Origin of the sequence: Vibrio tapetis subsp. tapetis, from assembly GCF_900233005.1 — a bacterium.
Taxonomy (GTDB): domain Bacteria; phylum Pseudomonadota; class Gammaproteobacteria; order Enterobacterales; family Vibrionaceae; genus Vibrio; species Vibrio tapetis.
In genome coordinates this window covers 110,783-131,609 of record NZ_LT960611.1, presented here as the reverse complement: position 1 = coordinate 131,609, position 20,827 = coordinate 110,783, and the positions used below count along the sequence as shown (strand labels likewise).

The 20,827-nt window shown below is 44.4% G+C and carries 18 protein-coding genes; 5 read left to right on the top strand and 13 right to left on the bottom strand.

Annotation, left to right across the window (positions count from 1 at the left end):
• Window positions 1–69 precede the first annotated feature (69 nt).
• The 3 genes from cgtA to rplU all read right to left on the bottom strand — a co-directional run bounded on the left by cgtA (window position 70) and on the right by rplU (window position 2,110).
• Window positions 70–1,239 carry an Obg family GTPase CgtA gene (gene cgtA / locus VTAP4600_RS00690; protein ID WP_102523842.1) on the bottom strand — a complete coding sequence of 390 codons (1,170 nt, stop codon included), beginning with the start codon at window positions 1,237–1,239 and terminating at the stop codon, window positions 70–72.
• A 282-nt stretch (window positions 1,240–1,521) separates the two neighbouring features.
• Window positions 1,522–1,779, bottom strand: a complete 258-nt coding sequence (rpmA, locus tag VTAP4600_RS00685; RefSeq protein ID WP_102521034.1) for a 50S ribosomal protein L27 — start codon at window positions 1,777–1,779, stop codon at window positions 1,522–1,524.
• Window positions 1,780–1,798: 19 nt separating this feature from the next.
• Entirely contained in the window at window positions 1,799–2,110 is a 312-nt protein-coding gene (rplU, locus tag VTAP4600_RS00680) for a 50S ribosomal protein L21 (protein WP_102521033.1), read from the bottom strand.
• A 266-nt stretch (window positions 2,111–2,376) separates the two neighbouring features.
• On the opposite strand from rplU, the gene ispB reads away from it, so the two are divergent.
• Window positions 2,377–3,348 (top strand): octaprenyl diphosphate synthase, encoded by a 972-nt coding sequence (gene ispB, locus VTAP4600_RS00675; RefSeq protein ID WP_102521032.1) that lies wholly within the window; start codon window positions 2,377–2,379, stop codon window positions 3,346–3,348.
• Between the two features lie 88 nt (window positions 3,349–3,436).
• Here ispB and mdh read toward each other — a convergent pair whose 3' ends face one another.
• On the bottom strand, window positions 3,437–4,372 hold the full coding sequence (gene mdh / locus VTAP4600_RS00670) for a malate dehydrogenase (RefSeq protein WP_102521031.1): 936 nt from the start codon (window positions 4,370–4,372) through the stop codon (window positions 3,437–3,439).
• Window positions 4,373–4,711: 339 nt separating this feature from the next.
• On the opposite strand from mdh, the gene argR reads away from it, so the two are divergent.
• The 4 genes from argR to VTAP4600_RS00650 all read left to right on the top strand — a co-directional run bounded on the left by argR (window position 4,712) and on the right by VTAP4600_RS00650 (window position 9,798).
• Window positions 4,712–5,182: a transcriptional regulator ArgR gene (gene argR, locus VTAP4600_RS00665; RefSeq protein WP_102521030.1), complete on the top strand. Its 471-nt coding sequence runs from the start codon at window positions 4,712–4,714 to the stop codon at window positions 5,180–5,182.
• A 330-nt stretch (window positions 5,183–5,512) separates the two neighbouring features.
• Window positions 5,513–6,481 (top strand): TAXI family TRAP transporter solute-binding subunit, encoded by a 969-nt coding sequence (locus VTAP4600_RS00660; protein WP_102521029.1) that lies wholly within the window; start codon window positions 5,513–5,515, stop codon window positions 6,479–6,481.
• Window positions 6,482–6,706: 225 nt separating this feature from the next.
• Window positions 6,707–9,286 (top strand): TRAP transporter permease, encoded by a 2,580-nt coding sequence (locus VTAP4600_RS00655; protein ID WP_102521028.1) that lies wholly within the window; start codon window positions 6,707–6,709, stop codon window positions 9,284–9,286.
• Window positions 9,287–9,360: 74 nt separating this feature from the next.
• Window positions 9,361–9,798, top strand: a complete 438-nt coding sequence (locus tag VTAP4600_RS00650; protein WP_102521027.1) for a universal stress protein — start codon at window positions 9,361–9,363, stop codon at window positions 9,796–9,798.
• 191 nt (window positions 9,799–9,989) lie between these two features.
• On the opposite strand, the gene luxS is transcribed toward VTAP4600_RS00650, so the two are convergent.
• The 9 genes from luxS to VTAP4600_RS00605 all read right to left on the bottom strand — a co-directional run bounded on the left by luxS (window position 9,990) and on the right by VTAP4600_RS00605 (window position 20,515).
• On the bottom strand, window positions 9,990–10,505 hold the full coding sequence (gene luxS / locus VTAP4600_RS00645; RefSeq protein WP_102521026.1) for an S-ribosylhomocysteine lyase: 516 nt from the start codon (window positions 10,503–10,505) through the stop codon (window positions 9,990–9,992).
• A gap of 72 nt (window positions 10,506–10,577) precedes the next feature.
• Complete coding sequence (locus VTAP4600_RS00640; protein WP_102521025.1) at window positions 10,578–11,189, bottom strand: transglycosylase SLT domain-containing protein; 612 nt, start codon at window positions 11,187–11,189, stop codon at window positions 10,578–10,580.
• 12 nt (window positions 11,190–11,201) lie between these two features.
• Complete coding sequence (gshA, locus tag VTAP4600_RS00635; protein ID WP_102523841.1) at window positions 11,202–12,770, bottom strand: glutamate--cysteine ligase; 1,569 nt, start codon at window positions 12,768–12,770, stop codon at window positions 11,202–11,204.
• Window positions 12,771–12,945: 175 nt separating this feature from the next.
• On the bottom strand, window positions 12,946–15,792 hold the full coding sequence (locus VTAP4600_RS00630; protein ID WP_102521024.1) for a M16 family metallopeptidase: 2,847 nt from the start codon (window positions 15,790–15,792) through the stop codon (window positions 12,946–12,948).
• Between the two features lie 9 nt (window positions 15,793–15,801).
• Window positions 15,802–16,242: a YqaA family protein gene (locus VTAP4600_RS00625; protein ID WP_102521023.1), complete on the bottom strand. Its 441-nt coding sequence runs from the start codon at window positions 16,240–16,242 to the stop codon at window positions 15,802–15,804.
• On the bottom strand, window positions 16,236–17,189 hold the full coding sequence (locus tag VTAP4600_RS00620) for an NADP-dependent oxidoreductase (RefSeq protein ID WP_102521022.1): 954 nt from the start codon (window positions 17,187–17,189) through the stop codon (window positions 16,236–16,238). The genes VTAP4600_RS00625 and VTAP4600_RS00620 overlap by 7 nt, the downstream gene beginning before the upstream one ends.
• Window positions 17,190–17,300: 111 nt before the next feature.
• Window positions 17,301–18,431, bottom strand: coding sequence for a sodium ion-translocating decarboxylase subunit beta (locus tag VTAP4600_RS00615; RefSeq protein ID WP_102521021.1), 1,131 nt, complete (start codon window positions 18,429–18,431; stop codon window positions 17,301–17,303).
• Between the two features lie 9 nt (window positions 18,432–18,440).
• The gene (gene oadA, locus VTAP4600_RS00610) at window positions 18,441–20,225 is read right to left on the bottom strand and encodes a sodium-extruding oxaloacetate decarboxylase subunit alpha (protein ID WP_102521020.1); all 1,785 of its coding nucleotides are present in this window, start codon (window positions 20,223–20,225) and stop codon (window positions 18,441–18,443) included.
• A 32-nt stretch (window positions 20,226–20,257) separates the two neighbouring features.
• Window positions 20,258–20,515 carry an oxaloacetate decarboxylase subunit gamma gene (locus VTAP4600_RS00605; protein WP_102521019.1) on the bottom strand — a complete coding sequence of 86 codons (258 nt, stop codon included), beginning with the start codon at window positions 20,513–20,515 and terminating at the stop codon, window positions 20,258–20,260.
• Window positions 20,516–20,827 lie beyond the last annotated feature (312 nt).

The following is a 20,827-nucleotide window of genomic DNA, read 5'->3' as shown; positions in this document are numbered from 1 at the left end:
TCCTTAAGAGGTGATTATGATACAAAAATGCCGCATATCTATGCGGCATTTAAATCAAGAAACGTTCAATTAATCACGAACGTAGATAACATGACCGTCATCTTCATCGTCGTCATCTAAGTCGTCCCAATCGTCGTCTGTAACAACGTTTTTGCCTGACATGGCATCTTTATGGTAGTCGTCCCACATGAAGTCAACTTTCTCTTCTTCAGTTTCAACGAGCTCTTCTCTTGGAAGCTCTTCCATAAAGTTAGACAGCTTGTAGCAAAGATCTTTTGTGCCAAGTTTATTAACGGCAGAGATCTTAAAGTACTCACCTTCCCATGCTAATGCTTCAAGAACTCTCTGGATAATCGCTTCCGCTTCTTCCTCTGGCATTAGGTCTATTTTGTTGAAGATCAGCCAGCGTGGTTTCTTAGCCACTTTTTCACTGTACTGCTCTAGCTCATCAATAATAGTTAGCGCATTTTGCACAGGATCAGATTCATCAACAGGCATGATGTCAATCATGTGCAAGAGCACACGACAGCGCTCAAGGTGCTTCAAGAAGCGAATACCTAAGCCTGCACCATCAGCTGCACCTTCAATAAGACCAGGGATATCAGCAACGACAAAACTCTTCTCAGCCCCTACACTCACCACACCTAAGCTAGGGATTAAAGTGGTAAATGGGTAGTCAGCAACTTTAGGTTTTGCAGCAGAAACTGAACGAATAAAGGTCGATTTACCTGCATTCGGCAACCCTAACATACCAACATCAGCCAACAGTAAAAGCTCAAGACGCAGTTCGCGTACTTCACCTTTAGTCCCTAACGTTTTTTGACGAGGAGCACGGTTAACAGACGATTTAAAACGTGTGTTACCAAGGCCGTGCCAACCGCCTTTTGCTACCATGATTTTCTTGCCGTGCTCGGCAACTTCACCCACAACTTCATTCGTGTGGATATCAACAGCACGAGTACCTACTGGTACCTTCATCACTATGTCTTGACCGCGTTTACCAGTACAGTTACCGCCGCGACCATTCTCGCCACGTTGTGCGTCATAAAAGCGCTGGAAACGATAATCGATCAGAGTGTTAAGGTTCTCATCTGCTTGGAGGTAAACATCACCGCCATCACCGCCATCACCGCCATCAGGACCACCCTTAGCAACAAATTTTTCACGCCAAAAGCTTACGGTACCGCTTCCGCCGTCACCTGCTTCTACTTTTACTACCGCTTCATCAACGAATTTCATTTTTAACTCCGCATTTTGTGCGTGCAATATCACTCTATATAGAATGATATAAATTCTAGCAGATCCGAATATAAGATCGATCACCTGAGATCTTTCGACCGAACTGCATTCAGGAACAAAAAGGAAGAAGTAAGCCTTAAGCTTAGCACTTAGCACTTAGCACTTAGCACTTAGCACTTAGCACTTAGCACTTAAGATGCTTCTTCCTTTTTGCCCTGTCATAAATAAAAAACCCTGCCGAATCGGCAGGGCTTTTGAATTCAGCTTGAAACCGAGTAAAAATTACTCAGAGTCGATGCTTACAAATTTACGGTTTTTAGAACCTTTTACTTCAAATTTCACTTTACCTTCAGTAAGAGCGAAAAGAGTATGGTCTTTACCGATACCAACGTTAGTGCCTGCGTGGAATTTAGTACCACGTTGACGAACGATGATGTTACCTGCAAGAACAGATTCACCACCGAAGCGCTTAACACCAAGACGTTTACTTTCTGAATCGCGGCCGTTATTAGTAGAACCGCCAGCTTTCTTATGTGCCATTGTATAACTCTCCTAATACTTAAGCGTTGATGCCAGTGATTTTCACTTCAGTGAACCACTGACGGTGGCCTTGTTGCTTACGAGAGTGCTTACGACGACGGAACTTAACGATTTTTACTTTATCGCCACGACCGTGCTTAACCACTTCAGCAGTAATCTTGCCACCCTCTACAAGAGGAGCACCTACAGCGATTTCTTCGCCGTTAGCTACAAGAAGAACTTTATCGAATTCAACAGTTGCGCCTGTTTCAACGTCTAATTTCTCTAAACGAAGGGTTTGACCTTCACTTACACGGTGTTGTTTGCCACCAGATTGGAAAACAGCGTACATATTTTACTCCGCTTTTTCCGCACAGCCTATGGTTGTTATTTGTACAACTCGGGTGTGCGCTAAACTAATCAATAGGGCGCAGATTCTACAGAAAGGGCGACACTATGACAAGCCATATTTTGAAATAATTGGCGAAAAGCTAATCGCCAATGAAAAGTGGGGTAATGATGCCTTCAGATAATGGTTTTCGCAACGATTTTTAGTGTAATATTGTGCAATAAACCAAAAACATAAGCCTTGTAGGGTCTAACCTCAACGGAAGAACAATGGATTTTAAAGCTATCCAAGCACTTACTGCCGTCGATATGGCAAAAGTGGACGAAACCATCCTTGCTCAGCTCAACTCTGAAGTAAGTTTAATTAATCAACTGGGTTTTTATATTGTAAGTGGCGGCGGTAAACGCTTGCGCCCTTTACTTGCAGTTTTATCTGCAAAAGCTCTAGGCTATGAAGGAAAAGACCACACCACAGCAGCTGCGTTTATAGAATTTATTCATACAGCCACACTACTCCATGATGATGTAGTTGATGAATCTGATATGCGTAGAGGCAAGGAAACTGCTAACGCAGCATTTGGTAATGCTGCGAGCGTTCTGGTTGGCGATTTCATTTATACTCGTTCATTCCAAATGATGACCAGTTTAGGATCACTAAAGATCTTAGCTCTGATGAGTGATGCCGTAAATGTCATTGCTGAAGGTGAAGTGCAGCAATTAATGAACTGCAATGATCCTGACACAACAGAAGCCAGCTACATGCAGGTTATCTATTCAAAAACAGCACGCTTATTTGAAGCAGCAACTCAAATTGGTGCTATTTTAACGGATGCTCCAGAAGAAATAGAAATCGCTCTGCAAAACTACGGTAAGTATTTAGGCACAGCTTTCCAACTTATCGATGATGTCATGGACTACACGGCTGATGGTAAAGAGATGGGTAAGAATGTCGGGGATGACTTAGCCGAAGGCAAGCCGACACTTCCACTTCTGTACGCCATGCAAAATGGCAATCCAGAACAGACCGCCATGATTCGTGATGCGATTGAACATTCTAATGGCATGGAAAGGCTGGATGACATCATGCAGGCGATGGCAGACACAGGGTCGTTAGAGTACACCACTCAAATGGCGCATAACGAAGCTGACAAAGCCATTGCGGAGCTGACAGCACTGCCTGAATCAGAATACAAGCAAGCCCTTATTGCACTGGCTCATCTTGCGGTAGAGCGCAGCAAGTAACCTGTAACCCTATATAAAAGAAGGCGACCAAATGGTCGCCTTCTTTATTACTTCTATACTATCGCGTACTTAAGCGTGGAAACCTTGCTTATTTAGCAAACTCTTCGCCTTTAGTAATATCATCACTTAACGTTTCAAGCATGCCATCTAGTGCTGCTTTCTCGTAGTTGCTCAACTCGCCATAGCTTAAAATAGTTTCAGCGCCTTCTTTACCTAACTTAACAGGCTGAGCGAAGAAACGAGTATGCTCACCGTCGCCTTCAACGTATGCACATTCAATCACGTTTTCTTCACCTTCAAGAGCACGAACAAGAGCCAAGCCAAAGCGACACGCTGCTTGCCCCATAGAAAGTGTTGCAGAACCGCCACCGGCTTTTGCTTCAACGACTTCAGTACCCGCATTTTGGATACGTTTAGTCAGCGCTTCAATTTCTTCATCGGTAAACTCTACACCTTCAACTTGAGAAAGAAGAGGAAGAATGGTTACACCCGAATGCCCACCAATCACGGGAACACGGATCTCGCCTGGATCTTTATCTTTTAGATCAGCCACAAAAGTTTCGCTTCGGATCACATCAAGTGTCGTCACACCAAATAGGCGACGCTTGTCGTAAACACCTGCTTTCTTAAGCACATCTGCAGCAATCGCTACCGTCGTATTGACTGGGTTAGTGATAATACCAACACACGCTGTTGGGCATACCACGGCAATTTTTTCAGCCAATGACTTTACAATACCGGCATTTACATTAAACAGATCGGCACGATCCATACCAGGCTTACGAGCAACACCAGCAGAAATAAGCACAACATCGGCGCCTTCTAGCGCAGGCGTTGGATCTTCACCAGCATAACCTTTAATAGAAACAGGGGTTGGGATGTGGCTTAAGTCAGCAGCAACACCTGGGGTAACTGGAGCAATATCATATAATGCAAGATCGGAACCCGCTGGAAGGCGGTTTTTAAGTAGTAGAGCGAGCGCTTGTCCAATGCCACCAGCGGCACCAATTACAGCTACTTTCATGGTTGTTCTCCTTGGCTTATATTTTAGATTTTTGAATCACGTTTAGGTTGAAATTAATCTAATATTTATGGTTATGAAACTATAATATATACGTAATCATTACAATTAATTAACGTCAGCTTTGCGACCTTGCGCAAACCGCCTATTAAAGTCCTAGTTTACGAGTAACTATAATGTGTACAAAAGCTTGTTTGAACAATAGATTCCCTCAAGAAACCCAATAAGATAAACCTAAAAACTTGCAGTGATACCCACTACATTAATCAACTAACAATTGGTTAATTCTGCCTTTCTATGCAAAAATGGCGCAATTATTTTTACAGCCAGATCAGAGAAGCTATGCGAAATACTGAAAAACAAGACACGTTGGTTAGAGCCTTTAAATCTTTACTTAAAGAAGAGCGTTTTGGCTCACAAGGTGAAATTGTTGACGCTTTGAAAGTAGAAGGTTTTGATAATATAAATCAGTCTAAGGTCTCTCGTATGCTCACCAAATTTGGAGCTGTGAGAACTCGCAATGCAAAAATGGAAATGGTTTACTGCCTACCCGCAGAGTTGGGTGTACCAACCGTATCCAGTTCATTACGAGAGTTGGTATTGGATGTAGATTACAACCAAGCTATTGTGGTAATCCACACCGGCCCTGGTGCAGCCCAGCTTATTGCTCGATTACTTGACTCGCTAGGTAAATCTGAAGGTATCCTGGGAGTTGTTGCTGGAGATGACACCATATTCATCACGCCAACCATGCAAATAGACACAGAGATTTTGTTTAAGTCTGTGTGCGAACTGTTTGAATACGCTGGATAAATATTAAGACCCCCTCCAATAACTCACGGGAATTATTTGGATTTCCGTGAGATAAATCACGTTTAAGCAAATTAACTTAACTGAAGCACTTTGGCCTTAAATCATTGAATAAACAGATTTTTAAAATCAGTCATACCAACTAATTCCCGCTCTCACCTTAGCTTATCTCACTATTTTTTTTAACAAGAATGTAATTTCCCGTCATATATTTGCTATTATTCAGTCACTTTTTCAACGTTTGAATTGAAAGAGATGCCGTTTCCACGTAGGAAACCCGGTAGCTCGTATTATTGGCCTACTGGTGTACATTAAAATAAGGAAGGGAAATTCATGGCATTTAAAAACCTTGTGAAAATCACTGCTATTGCCGCAACCGTCATGGGTGCTGGTGCAGTAAACGCTCAAGAGTTCATTACAATTGGTACTGGTTCAGTAACCGGTGTTTACTATCCAACAGGTGGTGCCATCTGTAAGTTGGTGAACAAAGGCCGTAAAGAGCACAACATTCGTTGTTCTGTCGAGTCGACTGGTGGTTCCATCTACAACGTAAACACGATTCGCGCAGGTGAGTTGGATTTTGGTGTTGTACAGTCTGATTGGCAGTACCATGGATACAATGGTACAAGCAAATTCTCTGAGCAAGGTCCTTATAAAAAACTACGTGCGATGTTCTCTTTGCACACAGAACCATTCAACATCATTGCTCGCGCAGACTCTGGAATTAACAACGTTAAAGATCTAGAAGGCAAACGCGTAAACATTGGTAACCCAGGTTCTGGTGACCGTGCAACAATGGGTGTTGTGATGGACGCTCTTGGTTGGACAAATGATAGCTTTAAGTTGGCTTCTGAACTAAAAGGTTCTGAGCGTTCTCAAGCACTTTGTGATAACAAGATTGATGCATTTATCTACATGGTTGGACACCCGAATGGTTCAATCAAAGAAGCAACGACATCATGTGACGCTAAACTCGTTTCTGCTACGGGCCCTGAAATCGATAAAATCGTAACAGAAAACCCATACTACGCATTTAGCTCAGTACCTGCTGGTATGTACCGTGGTACAGACTCTGATGTAAATAGCTTTGGTGTAGCGGCAACAATGGTAACGACTACGGATGTTTCTGATGAAGTCGCTTACAATGTTGCAAAAGCAGTGTTCGAAAACTTCAACACATTCAAACGTCTGCACCCTGCATTTGCTAACCTGAAAAAAGAAGACATGGTGAAAGCTGGCCTTTCAATCCCTCTTCACCCAGGCGCTGCAAAATACTACAAAGAAGTGGGTCTTTTGAAATAGTCACTATTTCACCCATTAATAAAGGAGGCAGCTTCTGCCTCCTTTATTCCGTTTATAACTCCAAGTTAAATTGATGCCCATCGTGCATCTTCTTTTGTGTCTCTCATTTAAGACACAGCATTTACAAAACACGACTCTCGAATTTAAAAGCTACACTCTGGAGATAGCTTAAAAACACAGCAAGAAGAAATTTGCTGTTTGTCATCAATAATAAGGATAACGTCCATGACGCAGGCAACAACTCCGTCTCAAGATGTGCAAGAAATGGTGGCTCAGTCCGACACTGGTGCACGTAATCCGCAGGGTTTTCCAGGCCGAATCTTATGGTTCGTTCCGCTTTGCTGGTCCCTTTTTCAGCTTTGGTACGCTTCACCATTGCCTTTTATTTTCAACTTTCTGATTTTAAATGATACCGAAGCGCGTGCGATCCACCTTACTTTCGCCATTTTCCTCGCGTTTACTGCTTACCCTGCGAGAAAGAGCTCACCAAGAGATCATGTACCGATCGTAGATTGGATCATGGCTCTACTTGGTAGTTTTTCCGCCGCTTATATCTACATATTTTATGCGCAACTCGCCGATCGCTCTGGCGCACCGACGACTTTTGATATTGTCGCCGCAGTAACAGGAATGGTGTTCTTGTTAGAAGCCACTCGACGTGCACTTGGTCCCCCTCTCATGGTCGTTGCTGCAGTATTTTTGCTATACACCTTTGGTGGCCCGCACATGCCCGACGTCATTGCGCATAAAGGGGCTAGCCTCAACAAGGCTATGTCGCACTTATGGCTAACTACAGAAGGCGTATTTGGCGTTGCTCTAGGTGTTTCTACCTCGTTTGTATTCCTATTTGTACTATTTGGTGCCATGTTAGAGCGAGCTGGTGCAGGTGCTTATTTCATTAAGGTCGCCTTCTCTTTACTTGGTCATATGCGCGGTGGTCCAGCAAAAGCTGCCGTTGTCGCATCTGGCCTATCTGGACTGGTTTCAGGCTCATCAATCGCAAATGTCGTGACGACTGGTACGTTTACGATTCCTCTGATGAAGCGTGTTGGCTTCCCTGGTACCAAAGCCGGAGCCGTCGAAGTAGCGGCATCTACTAACGGACAATTAACGCCACCAATTATGGGTGCCGCAGCATTCTTAATGGTCGAATATGTCGGTATTTCTTATGTAGAAGTCATCAAAGCAGCGCTACTACCCGCTCTGATTTCCTACATTGCTTTACTGTACATCGTACACTTGGAAGCGTGTAAAGCTGGTATGACGGGCTTACCGCGTCGCCATACACCAACCTTAGTACAGAGCTTACTTTCATTCACCGGCACCATTTTAGGCCTTTGCGTGATAAGTGCTGCCGTCTACTACGGAATTGGTTGGACTAAAGATGTGTTTGGAGACGCAGCGACCCCAATCGTTACCGTCGCTTTGCTCGTGTCTTACCTTGGCCTTATTCGTATTTCATCTCGCTACCAAGATGCGGCAAACCTGAATATTGATGAAGAATTAACGGAAGTCCCTGAACCAGGGCCAACCATTAAATCGGGATTACACTTCTTATTGCCTATTGTTGTATTAGTTTGGTGTTTAACGGTTGAACGTTTCTCTCCTGGTTTATCCGCATTCTGGGCGACGGTATTTATGATTTTCATCTTGCTAACACAACGCCCTTTGTTTGTGTTATTTGGTCAAGAGGGAGACATCAAAGCGCAATTTAAAGTCGGTTTTAATGACTTTTTGGAAGCCTTAGTTTCTGGCGCTCGCAATATGATCGGTATCGGTGTTGCAACCGCTGCTGCAGGTACGGTTGTTGGGGTAGTCACTCTTACAGGTATCGGCCTGGTGATGACTGACTTTGTCGAATTCATCTCCGGCGGTAACATCATCCTAATGCTGCTCTTCACTGCAGTCATCAGCTTGATCTTAGGTATGGGCTTGCCAACAACGGCAAACTACATTGTGGTATCCACCTTGATGGCGCCGGTAATTGTTACGTTAGGCGCCGCTCATGGCCTTATCATTCCACTTATCGCGGTGCACTTGTTTGTGTTCTATTTCGGTATTCTGGCCGATGACACACCACCGGTAGGTTTAGCGGCCTTCGCAGCAGCAGCCATCGCTAAATCGGATCCAATAAGAACAGGTATTCAAGGTTTCACCTACGATATTCGAACCGCGATATTGCCATTCATGTTCATCTTTAATACCCAGCTATTGTTAATGGGGATTGATTCTTGGTGGCACTTAACTTTAACCATATTCTCGTCGATTACTGCAATGTTACTTTTCTCAGCAGCAACCCAAGGATGGTGGCTTACCCGCAATAAGTGGTGGGAGACGGTGCTACTGTTAGTACTGACATTCAGCTTCTTTAGGCCGGGTTATTGGTGGGATATGATTTACCCAGCCAAAGACATTTACTCAGGACCAGAAATTGTTGATATTGCTCGAGACATGCCGATTGGCGATGCGCTAGAGCTACGAGTTGGTGGTGAAAACCTAGAAGGCGACTATGTAGAAAAAACCGTTCGTCTGCCGTTTGATGATTCAGCGGTGACCGGTGAAGAACGCGTTAGCTCCATGGGCTTGATGCTCAATATGGTTGAAGGCGAAATGGTTGTCGATATGGTCGAATTTGGTAGCCCGGCGGAAGCTGCTGGCATCGATTTTGATTGGACGATTCGTTCTGTGGTTTTAGAGGCAGATAGACCAATGAAAGAGTGGGTGTTCGTACCAGCGATATTCTTGGTATTACTGCTTGCCGCAAACCAGAGAAGACGCATTAAAAAAGAAGCACTTCCAGCTTAACTCGTGTCGGTGCCAGTGCGCTGGCACCAAATCGTTAAGCCGTATGGATTTTAACAATAATAAAGAGTCACATTATGTACCAAAATATTCTCGTTCCAGTGGATCTAAACGACAAAGGCTTCTCAGATAAAGCGGTAGAACTTGCGGTATGGCATGCCAAGCAATCCAATGCGACCGTACACTTACTTAATGTACTACCGGGCATCCATATGTCGATGGTGGCGACTTACTTCCCAAAAGACGCCGCTAAGAAAATGAAAGATGACGTGCGTGCTCAACTCGATTCTTTTGCCCAACAGCATGTGGATTCAAGCTTGCACCATCAAACCTATGTGGCAGAAGGGAAACCCTGCGCTACCATTTTAGAGTACTCAGAGAAAATCAACGCAGACCTGATCATTATGCCAAGTCATAAGCGTTCTAAGATCGACAAGGTGATGCTCGGTTCGGTCGCCAGTAAAGTGGTCAATAAATCGAAAGTGAACGTGTTGGTGGTTAAGCCACAAGGCTAACGAAGTGCTAAGTGCTAAGTGCTAAGTGCTAAGTGCTAAGTGCTAAGTGCTAAGTGCTAAGTGCTAAGTGCTAAGTGCTAAGTGATTATCGAAAAAAAGAGCCAAAGTGCAATCACTTTGGCTCTTTTTTCATACTTAGCTTTTAGCACTTCGCTTTTCGTACTTCGCTTTTAGCACTTCACTCTCAGCACTTAAACCTTAAGCTCTTTCAGCATAGATTCAGGAAGCGCTAGTTCATCATTTTTGTTTACAGCAATGCCTGCCGCAATGATGGCTTGTGCGATTTCTTTCGCTTCATCGAGCGAGTGCATACCTGCTGTACCACATTGGTATTCGTTCAGCTCAGGAATTTTATTTTGGCTTTCAACTTTAAGCACATCTTCCATTGCCGCTAACCAAGAATCAGCAACTTGCTGTTCTGAAGGGGTTCCGATCAGGCTCATATAAAATCCGGTACGACATCCCATAGGTGAAATATCGATGATTTCAACGTTACTGCCATTTAGGTGCGCTCGCATGAACCCAGCATAAAGATGCTCGAGTGTGTGAATGCCGTTTTCAGACAAAATCTCTTTGTTTGGTACACAAAAACGTAAGTCAAATACGGTAATCGTATCACCTTTCGGAGTTTGCATTGTTTTTGCTACACGTACTGCAGGAGCATGCATTCGAGTGTGGTCTACGGTAAAGCTATCTAATAGTGGCATGGTATTCCTTCTCCTAACTCTATTTTAATTCTACTTGGACTTGTTAGTAACCATCGATTCTATTCGGTTAAGTTAAAAAAACCAACTGCGATTGTCATCCAATTCTTCTCGGCATTGTTTCAACTGCCAGCCGTATGTTTTTGCTTGCTGCTCGACTTTACGAGCGACCTTAATGAGCGACGGTTTCTTAGTGTAACTTTTACGCTTGTAGCCGCCTCGGCCTTCGTGATACGCCAAATACTGATTGTAGGCATCCCACTTTGATACTTTCAATTGCCGCTGCGTTTCGCTGGTGTACCAGCCGATAAACATCATCGAATCATCAAAATTAGTGCGTGATCCGCCATGACTGGTGGCTTTTTGAAAATCACTCCAAGCTGGGTCTTGAGCCTGAGCATAACCATAAGCACTACTCACTCGCCCCCAAGGAATAAAGCCGAGTAAATAATATTTCGGCGGACGAGCATCATGGATGAAGCTACTTTCTTGTTTCACAAATGCCATAGCAACGTGGACAGGGGTTCCCCATTCCTTCTCCATTGCAAGAGCATCATCATACCAGCTTGGCTTTTCACGAAATATATCGCAAAGGTTACTTTGCTTCTTGGGAGGCGCAGTTGCACACCCTGCGACTAATACCGCTAATACCACGGCAATAAGAGTTCGTCCTGCAGTCCTTGTCATGAACACCTTACATTACTCATTTAAATAAGAAAAATACTCGGTTAAAAATGGTTCAAACTCAACCGTTTCGTCATCTTCAATTTGTTTTTGTTCTGCAGTTGAGCGCTTTGCTTCGTCTTGCATTAACTGCTCTGAATACGCGCTGTATTGGTGATTCAGATGCAACTCTTTATACAGGGAACCCAGTTTATCACCCGTCGCTTTCATTCCTTTGTTTTTCTTTATGTAATCAAGAAGCTGGCCAGAAATTGTTTTCTCTGGTTCATCAATCCATGAACGAAGCTGATGACATACGTCAATATACTCTGTACTGCCGTGTGCAGCATCCATAACTCGAGCGATGTCTTCTAAATCATCAAACACGCGGTGTGCCCAATCTTGCAGTGACAATCTTTCACCACTGCATCCTATCTGAAGCTCTAAGCCGGGCTTTCGCCCTTCCAGAATCACTTTTTCCCAATTGTCATGCCAGCACTTCTGCTCACAGCTGTCCATAGGATCTGAGTCTGACAGAATGCTCCACGTTAAGAATAGATCTAAAAATCGAACTTGCTCTTGAGTCACGCCAACCGAACTAAATGGGTTCACATCTAATGAACGCACTTCAATGTATTCAACTCCGGCTCGTTGTAAAGCTTGTGATGGTTTTTCGTTTGAACGAGCAACGCGCTTTGGTCTGATCGGTGCATAGAGCTCATTTTCGATTTGCAGCACATTACTATTAAGCTGGCGGTATTCACCGTTTTCTTTTACGCCTAACTGAGCAAAGTCATCCGAAGGGGTTCTAATGGCGGCATTCAACCCAGTAAGGTATTCGTCAATGCTATTAAAACCGATTTTTAACTCACTTTGAGCACTGTTCGTATAGCCTAAGTCGCTCAAACGTAACGCTGTAGCATTAGGGAGATACAGTGACCCATTTAAATTCTCGAATGGCAACTTACTGTCGCGGTCTTTCACAAATGAAGAGCACAGCGCAGGGGACGCTCCAAAGAAGAATGGGATCATCCAACCAAAACGATAATAATTTCTGATCAGGCCAAAATACGCCTCTGACTTGCTGTTTTGGCGATCAACTTCCGCTTGCTCACCTAAAAGGGTGTCCCAAAACGAATCGGGGAACGAAAAGTTAAAGTGGACCCCGGATATAACCTGCATCAAGCTGCCATAGCGCTGCTTTAAGCCTTGACGGTATAACGTCTTCATACGGCCGTTGTTTGAACTGCCATACTGGGCTAGAGGGATAGTATCTTGGTCTGCCACAAAACAGGGCATAGACAGCGGCCACAACTTTTCATTACCCATCTGTTTTTGAGTGAAATGGTGTATATCAGCAAGTTGCCCCATTAGCTCAGTTACGGAGTGAGATACCGGGGTAATAAATTCGAGCAATGATTCTGAATAATCCGTCGTCACCCACTTATTGGTCAAGGCCGAACCTAAACCTGATGGGTGCGGCGTCAACGCTAACTGGCCATCACCGTAATAACGTAATGTCTCACGCTCTACGCCTCGTCCGTATTGAAGGAAAATAGATGGGTTGGTAGCCACTTTATTTAGTCGCTTAGCAAAATCAGTCAAAACTGCGTCACTTCTCAAGTTAGGATCTGGTTAGAATAATCATTGTCACTAATGAATAGCAACTAAAATGAATAGCTAAATCAATATCAGGTGAGCCCTGCTGCTAACCTATGACTGCATGTTTCATCAATCACAGGTTAACAGCAAACTAGAATACTATTACTTTATGCGGCCTCTATGGCGCAATTTCAAGCATTCGAATCGGTAATCCCAAATTCTTTAATTCGGGCTTTAGTTGCTTCGCATCTCCGACAACGATGATTTGATACTCGCTAGGATCAAACCATTTGCTTGCAGCCTTATCAATCGTGGCTTTATCAACCTGCTGCAAAATGCTATCCCGCTGCTCTAGGTAATCTTCATCCAACGAATAAGTTAAAATCCCGCTCAGTAGCTGCGCCTTCTTCGATGGCGTTTCATAGATCAAAGCATCACGTTGGCCAATAGACAGCTTCATGAAGTCCAGTTCTTTTGGTGTTACCCCATCGATGGAGAATTCGTTCATTTCATTAATGAACTCTTGAATCGCTGGAACTGTTGAATCAGCACGAACTTGAGCACTAAAAATCACCGCCCCTGTTTCTCTTTGACCATATAAATAGCCATTGGCGCCGTAGGTATAGCCCTTGTCTTCACGCAAGTTCTGGTTAATTCTGCTGTTAAAGTTACCCGCTAAGTTAAAGTTCGCTAACTGAGTCAGGTACAACTCTCCGGTCGCATCAAACGGCATGCCTTGCCTCACAAGACGTACCACACTTTGTGGCGAGTTGGGTTTATCGACTAAGTAAACTGCTTGATCTTTAACGGCTGGAATAACTTGCGGAGTAAACAAGGGAGCTGTAGGGCCTTGCCATTGATTCAAAAACGACAGTTCATGTTCAAGATGTCGTTTATCAATATCGCCTACAACAACAATCTGTGCACCTTGTGGAGTGTAATGTTGCTGGTAAAACGCCTTTACATCATCAAGCGTTAAACTTTCTAGCGACGCTTGAGTGCCATCACTTGCACGGCTAAAGATGCTGTTACCAAACAGAACCATTCGTGTCGCCTGTGCTGCAAGCCATCCTGGCTTCTGATGTTCATAGACTAAGCCCTGTAGGCTTTGTTGCTTAACTCGGTCAAAATCTGCTTGCTCAAACGCAGGCTCGAATAGCATTTCTTGCAATACAGTTAGCGTAGCGGTTAGATTCTTCTCCAAACTCGAGACGTAAATCGTACTGGTGTAACCCCCATCGTTGAAGCTGATGCTACTACCAAGCTTATCAAGCTCGGTTTCAATTTGAGCATAATCTCTTTTTATTGTGCCTTCGTGCATCATGGCTGCCGTTAAACCAGCAACCCCTTCTTTGCCAACGGGCACATATCGCTTACCTGCAGGAAGTTCAATTTGTAACTGAACCGTAGGCGTTTCATCCGTCACGGTTCCAAGTACTTCTATGCCGTTGTCTAAATACAGTTTGTACAGCTCCGGCATCGTGCCTTTCACGCTGCCGGATACATCTGGCATTATATTTCGGTCAAAGCTTTTAGGGGTTGGTCTAAACGCCAAATCACTTTCTTGAGTTTTCTGATACTTAGGTAATGTTCTCGCCGGAGTGACGAAGGTTTCCGGTTTCGCGACAAGTTCAGACTTACCTTTTGGTACGACGCTAAGTGCAACAAAAGGTTTGGAGTGAATATATTGTTGATACACGTCGTTGATGGAATTCGGTGTTACCGCCCTAAGTTGGGCTAACTCGGTTTCCATTCTATTTGGCTGTCCATAGAAGGTTTCATTTTCAGCCAGTTGTGACACTTTACCTCGTACACTTTCTAAACCAAAGACCGTGCTGGCTTCAGCTCGGCCCAGTAAGGCATCCAGTTGATCTTGCGATATATCGTCAAGACCAAAAGAACCGAGCGTCTCAGACAACTGACTATAAAGCGGAGCTAATGATGCATTCGCGTTACCCATTAGGTAAACATTAAAGGTACAGGCTAATTCAGCGCAATCTTGGAATGCACCCGCACTAACGGCTTTTCCTGATTCAACAAACTCTTTGTACAGTAAGCTATTTTTACCATCACCCAGTACGGTTGAAAGTACGTCTAATGAAGCCTGATCATCTCCTCCCATATAGGTGGTCGGCCAACTCATAACCAACATAGGTTGCTGCACTCGGTCTTGATGCGTTATAAATTTCTGTTGTTCTAACTTAGCAGGGACTTTAGGAGCGAAGTCGACTTCTGGCCCTTTCGGGATCTCGCCAAAGTATTGCGCTATCCATTCTAGTGTTTGTTGTTTGTCGATATCACCACCAATAGTGATCGTGGCGTTATTCGGGCCATACCAACGCAAAAAGAACGCTTTAAGATCATTCACATCAACACGATCTAGATCTTCTACATAACCAATGGTTTGCCAAGAATACGGGCGGCCTTCAGGGTACATCGCTTCACCGATGCGCTCCCACATCAATCCATATGGTCGGTTATCATAGTTCTGAGCACGCTCGTTTTTAACCGTATCTCGCTGAATTTCAAATTTCTTTTGAGAAACAGCATCTAATAAAAAGCCCATGCGATCCGATTCTAACCACAGCATTTTTTCTAACTGGTTTGCAGGTACCGTTTCAAAGTAGTTGGTTCTGTCTCTATTTGTGGTGCCATTTAACGTACCACCCGCTTCAGTGATAATGCGAAAATGCTCTTGATCACCAACATGTTCAGAGCCTTGAAACATCATGTGCTCGAAAAAATGAGCAAAACCAGACTTTCCAATCTCTTCTCTTGCAGAACCAACATGATAAGTAACATCAACGTGAACTAAAGGATCGGACTCATCAGGCGCTAAGATCACCGTAAGGCCATTGTCTAGCTGATATTTAGAGTAAGGGATTATCGCCTTACCCGGCTCAGACGTGGCTTCTTCTATTAAGGTAAACCCATCAGGTACAGACGAAAAAAAAGAGACTGGGGATACACTGGAACAACCAGCAAGGAATAGGGCTAACGAACTGCCTAACCAAAGTTGTCTCATAAAAACTCCTTAAAAAACGCCATAAAATGCAGCAGTCAACACGGCATAACGAAGTGCCTTGCCAATCGCAATCAATATAACGCAGGGGATAAATTTCATTCTTAGCCAACCAGCGGCTAAACATAACGGGTCACCAATTACTGGCAGCCAACTGAGTAATAGAGTCCAATAGCCATAGCGCTCTAACCATCTCAAAGCTTTATGACCATGTTTTTCGGATTGGGTTCGATTTGGAAGAAGAATACCTATCCAATAATTAGTCAGGCCACCCAGTGTGTTACCCAGTGTAGCGACCAAAATAATCTCGGCCACATCATAGTGGCCAAGTTTAAGTATTGCGATGAGAGCGGCTTCTGAACCTCCGGGGAGTAAGGTCGCACTAAGGAATCCAGTTGAAAAAAGTACCCATAATGCCGATTCACTTAACCATTCAACGAAGGTAGCTAGCACTGCATATCAAGTAACGCCTTGCCTCGAGTACGCCCAGTTTCGACTTGACGATGAGCATCAGAAACCGAAGAGAAAGGGTATATTTTCTGGATCTCAGTTTTTAATATCCCTACGCTAACCATGTATAACATAGTATCAAGCTGCTCAGGATCGGCCTCAACGAGCATACCAGAGGCTTTAAAGCCAAGTATCTGAGCTTTTTCGCAAATCAGCTCTGCACTTAACGTCGGTACAGTGATCACTCGTGCGTTATCTTTTAAGCACTTCAATGCATCTAACGCGGCGTCTCCACCCACTAAATCGATCAAAACATCGACGTCTTCAACCCGCTCAGAAACAGGGGCAAATTGATAGTTAATCGCATGAGCGCCCAGTGTGGCAAGATAGTCAAGATTGGCTTCGCTACAGGTTGTGTATACCTCTGCTTGAGCGGCAACTGCAATTTGCACCGCTAAATGCCCTACGCCACCCGCTCCCGCAAGTATGAGAACACGATCGTTCGCTCCGACTTCTCCTTTTGTCAGTGCCTGAGCTGCGGTTTGTCCCGCTAAAGGAAGCACAGCGGCCGCTTCCAAAGTAACGGCATCAGGCACTCGGCTCAGCACTTTTTCATCCAGACTTAAGTACTGGCTGTAGCCACCACCTTGCAATGGAAAGCCAATAAAGCCCGCGACCGAGTCGCCAAGTTCAAATTGCGTCACCCCTTCACCTAAGCCGACAATTTTTCCTGAAATGTCATAGCCCGGTGTCCACGGCAGTTTATCTTTGTTTTGCGCCGCAGCCCAACCCAGACCAGCTCGCGTTTTAACATCAATCGGGTTCACGCCAGCAAAGCAGACTTGAACTACTACTTCACCCTCTTTTGGTGTCGGTATCGCAGCAGTTTGAATAGCTAACGTATCGGCATCACCGAATTTCGTTATTACGACTCTTTTGTTGTCCGTCATACTCTGGGGCCCTTTGCGCTAAAAATAATAAAGGGATGCAAAAGCATCCCTTTGAATATATACCATTTTATTAAACTACGTTAACCATCAGGTCGCAATTTAGCAGATTATTTAACCCGCTAAAGCAAGCAAGATACCCGCAGCAACGGCTGAACCTAATACACCAGCAACGTTTGGCCCCATCGCATGCATCAACAAGAAGTTTTGTGGGTTCGCTTCAAGGCCAACCTTATTCACAACTCGTGCTGCCATTGGTACAGCAGAAACACCGGCTGCGCCAATCAATGGGTTTATGTCTTCTTTCGAGTATTTGTTCAGCAGCTTAGCCATCAAAACACCCGCACCAGTGCCAATACTAAAGGCCACCGCACCAAGCGCTAAGATACCAAGGGTTTCAACATTCAGAAATTCGTCTGCCTGAAGTTTAGAACCAACCCCTAAGCCCAAGAAGATCGTTACTATGTTAATGAGTTCGTTTTGCGCTGTATTAGAAAGACGATCAACCACACCCGCTTCACGCATTAAGTTACCTAAACAGAACATGCCGACAAGTGGCGTTGCTGAAGGCAAAAACAAAATAGTCATTAGCAATACCGCTAACGGGAAAAGAATTTTTTCTCCTTTGTTAACGTGACGCAGCTGAGCCATTTTGATTTGGCGTTCTTCCGGTGTCGTCAATGCTTTCATTATCGGTGGCTGAATGATCGGCACCAATGCCATGTAGCTATACGCGGCAACCGCAATTGCTCCAAGTAAATCAGGAGACAAACGGCTTGCTAAGAAAATGGCTGTAGGGCCATCGGCTCCACCGATAATCGCGATTGAAGACGCATCGGCCATGCTAAATTCCATTCCAGGAACGTAGTTCAGCAAAATAGCACCGAATAGCGTAGCAAAAATACCAAACTGAGCTGCCGCCCCTAACCATAAGGTTTTAGGGTTAGCAATCAAGGCACCAAAATCGGTCATGGCGCCAACACCCATAAATATCAGCAGCGGGAAGACCCCAGTTTCTATGCCAATATAATAAACGTAGTAAAGTAAACCGCCGGGATCAGTAAAACCAGCGTTTGGAATATTCGCTAAGATTGCACCAAAACCAATAGGTAACAGCAGCAAAGGCTCAAAACCCTTGCGAATGGCCAAAAACAACAACATTGATCCAACAAAGATCATGCATAACTGACCAAACTGAAAATTGGCAATCCCTGTTTCCGACCATAAGATCAATAAACCGTCCATGTTTCTCCCTTACGCGATACTAACTAAAGGTGCGCCAACCGTGACTGAGTCACCTTCTTTCACGTGAATACCTTGCACAACACCTGAACTTGGTGCTGTAACTGGTGTTTCCATTTTCATCGCTTCTAGGATCAGCAGTACATCGCCCTCTTCAACGAGATGCCCGGCTTCAACATTCACTTTAAAAATGTTACCAGCAAGCTGAGCGTTAATGGCCTCAGCCTCAGCTGCAGGCGCAGACGATGCAACAGGTGCAGCCGCAGTATTAGCAACAGGAGTCACCGATGTCAGTTGACCTTGCGGGCCGACTTCTACATCGTAAACTTGGCCATCAACTTTAACGCTGTATGCTTCGATACCACCTTGTGAGGACGCGGCAACGGGTGCTGCAGGCGCGGCACTTTCAAGTGTTGGAGCCGGTTCAAATGCGTCAGGGTTATTACGATTTTTCAGGAATTTCAAACCAACTTGTGGGAAGAGCGCATACGTTAATACGTCATCTACTCGTTCTTCAGCCAATTTAATGCCATCGGCTTGTGCTTTTTCAAACAACTCAGCAGATAACACTTCCAGTTCATTTTCGAGCAAGTCTGCAGGACGGCATGTGATCGGGTCTTTGCCTTCCAGTACTTTTGCTTGAAGCTCTTTATTTAACTCAGCTGGAGCTGAACCGTATTCGCCTTTCAGTAGGCCAGTAGTCTCTTTGGTAATGCTTTTATAACGCTCACCGGTAAGCACATTGATTACGGCCTGAGTACCGACAATTTGAGACGTTGGCGTTACCAGTGGAATGTAGCCCAAGTCTTTACGTACACGAGGGATCTCTTCTAGCACTTCATCAATGCGATCTGCAGCGCCTTGCTCTTTTAGCTGCCCTTCCATGTTAGTTAACATGCCGCCAGGAACCTGAGCAATGAGAATACGTGAGTCGATGCCTTTCATTGCACCTTCCCACTTAGCGTACTTTTTACGTACTTCACGGAAATATGCAGCAATCGGTTCTATTTGCTCTAACTTAAGGTTGGTATCACGTTCAGTGCCTTCCAGCATAGCGACAACGGTTTCTGTTGGCGTATGACCGTATGTTTGGCTCATTGATGAAATAGAGGTATCTAAGATATCGATGCCGGCTTCAACGGCCTTTATCGCTGTTGCCGTCGACAAACCCGTCGTCGCATGGCAATGCAGCGCCAGAGGGACATCACAAGAAGCTTTAATGCGAGTAATGAGCTCTTCCGCTTCGTAAGGTCGAAGCAAGCCTGCCATGTCTTTAATGCACAAAGAGTTGCAGCCAAGATCTTCCAAACGCTTAGCAAGGTCGACCCATGCTTCTAGATTATGTACCGGGCTGGTTGTGTATGACAGTGTGCCTTGAGCGTGAGCGCCAACATCAACCGCTGCTTTTACCGCGGTTTGGAAATTACGCACGTCATTCATCGCATCAAAGATACGGAATACGTCCATACCGTTTGTATGAGCTCGCTCTACAAACTTAGTCACCACATCATCTGCGTAATGGCGGTAGCCCAGTAAGTTCTGGCCACGCAGCAACATTTGCATGGGTGTATTTGGCATTGCTTTTTTAAGCTCGCGCAAGCGAACCCATGGATCTTCGCCTAAAAAGCGAATGCATGAATCGAACGTTGCACCGCCCCAAGTTTCAAGAGACCAGTAGCCTACCTTGTCTAATTCCGCTGCAATAGGCAACATATCTTCAATACGCATGCGAGTAGCAAATAGCGATTGATGGGCGTCACGTAATACAACGTCCGTAATAGCAAGTGGTTTAGACATGCTCATTAACTCCTTTTAATTTTGAACCAAATCTACTTAGCTGCTGCTGTACGGTACTGATGCACCGCTGCAGAAATTGCAGCCACTACTTGTGGCTTAACAGCAGAAGGGTCTGATGAAATTTTTTGTTTACGAACTGGGGCTGTATGCGATTGAGGTGCGTCTTCGGGAACCAAAGAGGACATCAATCGAACAAGGTAAACGAGAATAGTTAAGAAGATAAATACGACACCCATACCTGTAACCATGAGTACCGCTGCATCTCCTAGCAGACTTCCAATATTTGTCATGTAGCTTCCTTTCTATGTCATCCTGACAACGTTGTTAGTTGCAAATTCTTCAATTTACGACTACCACACTATCTAAGGATTATCTCGATTGGTAAAAGTTTGTCAATTTTGTTTAAGGAACCTTCTAGCATACGCCACAAAATCGGGCATATACTGGCCAATAAATCTATAATCTACTTTATGTTTAAGCTTTCTTAGCGTAAGTCACTAGAACTATTTTCACGATATAAGAAATAAGATGCTAATACTGAGATACAGTTAAAAAAAGGAATTTTTGGCGTTTAAAAACAAAGAGATAAAATTTGAAGTGTA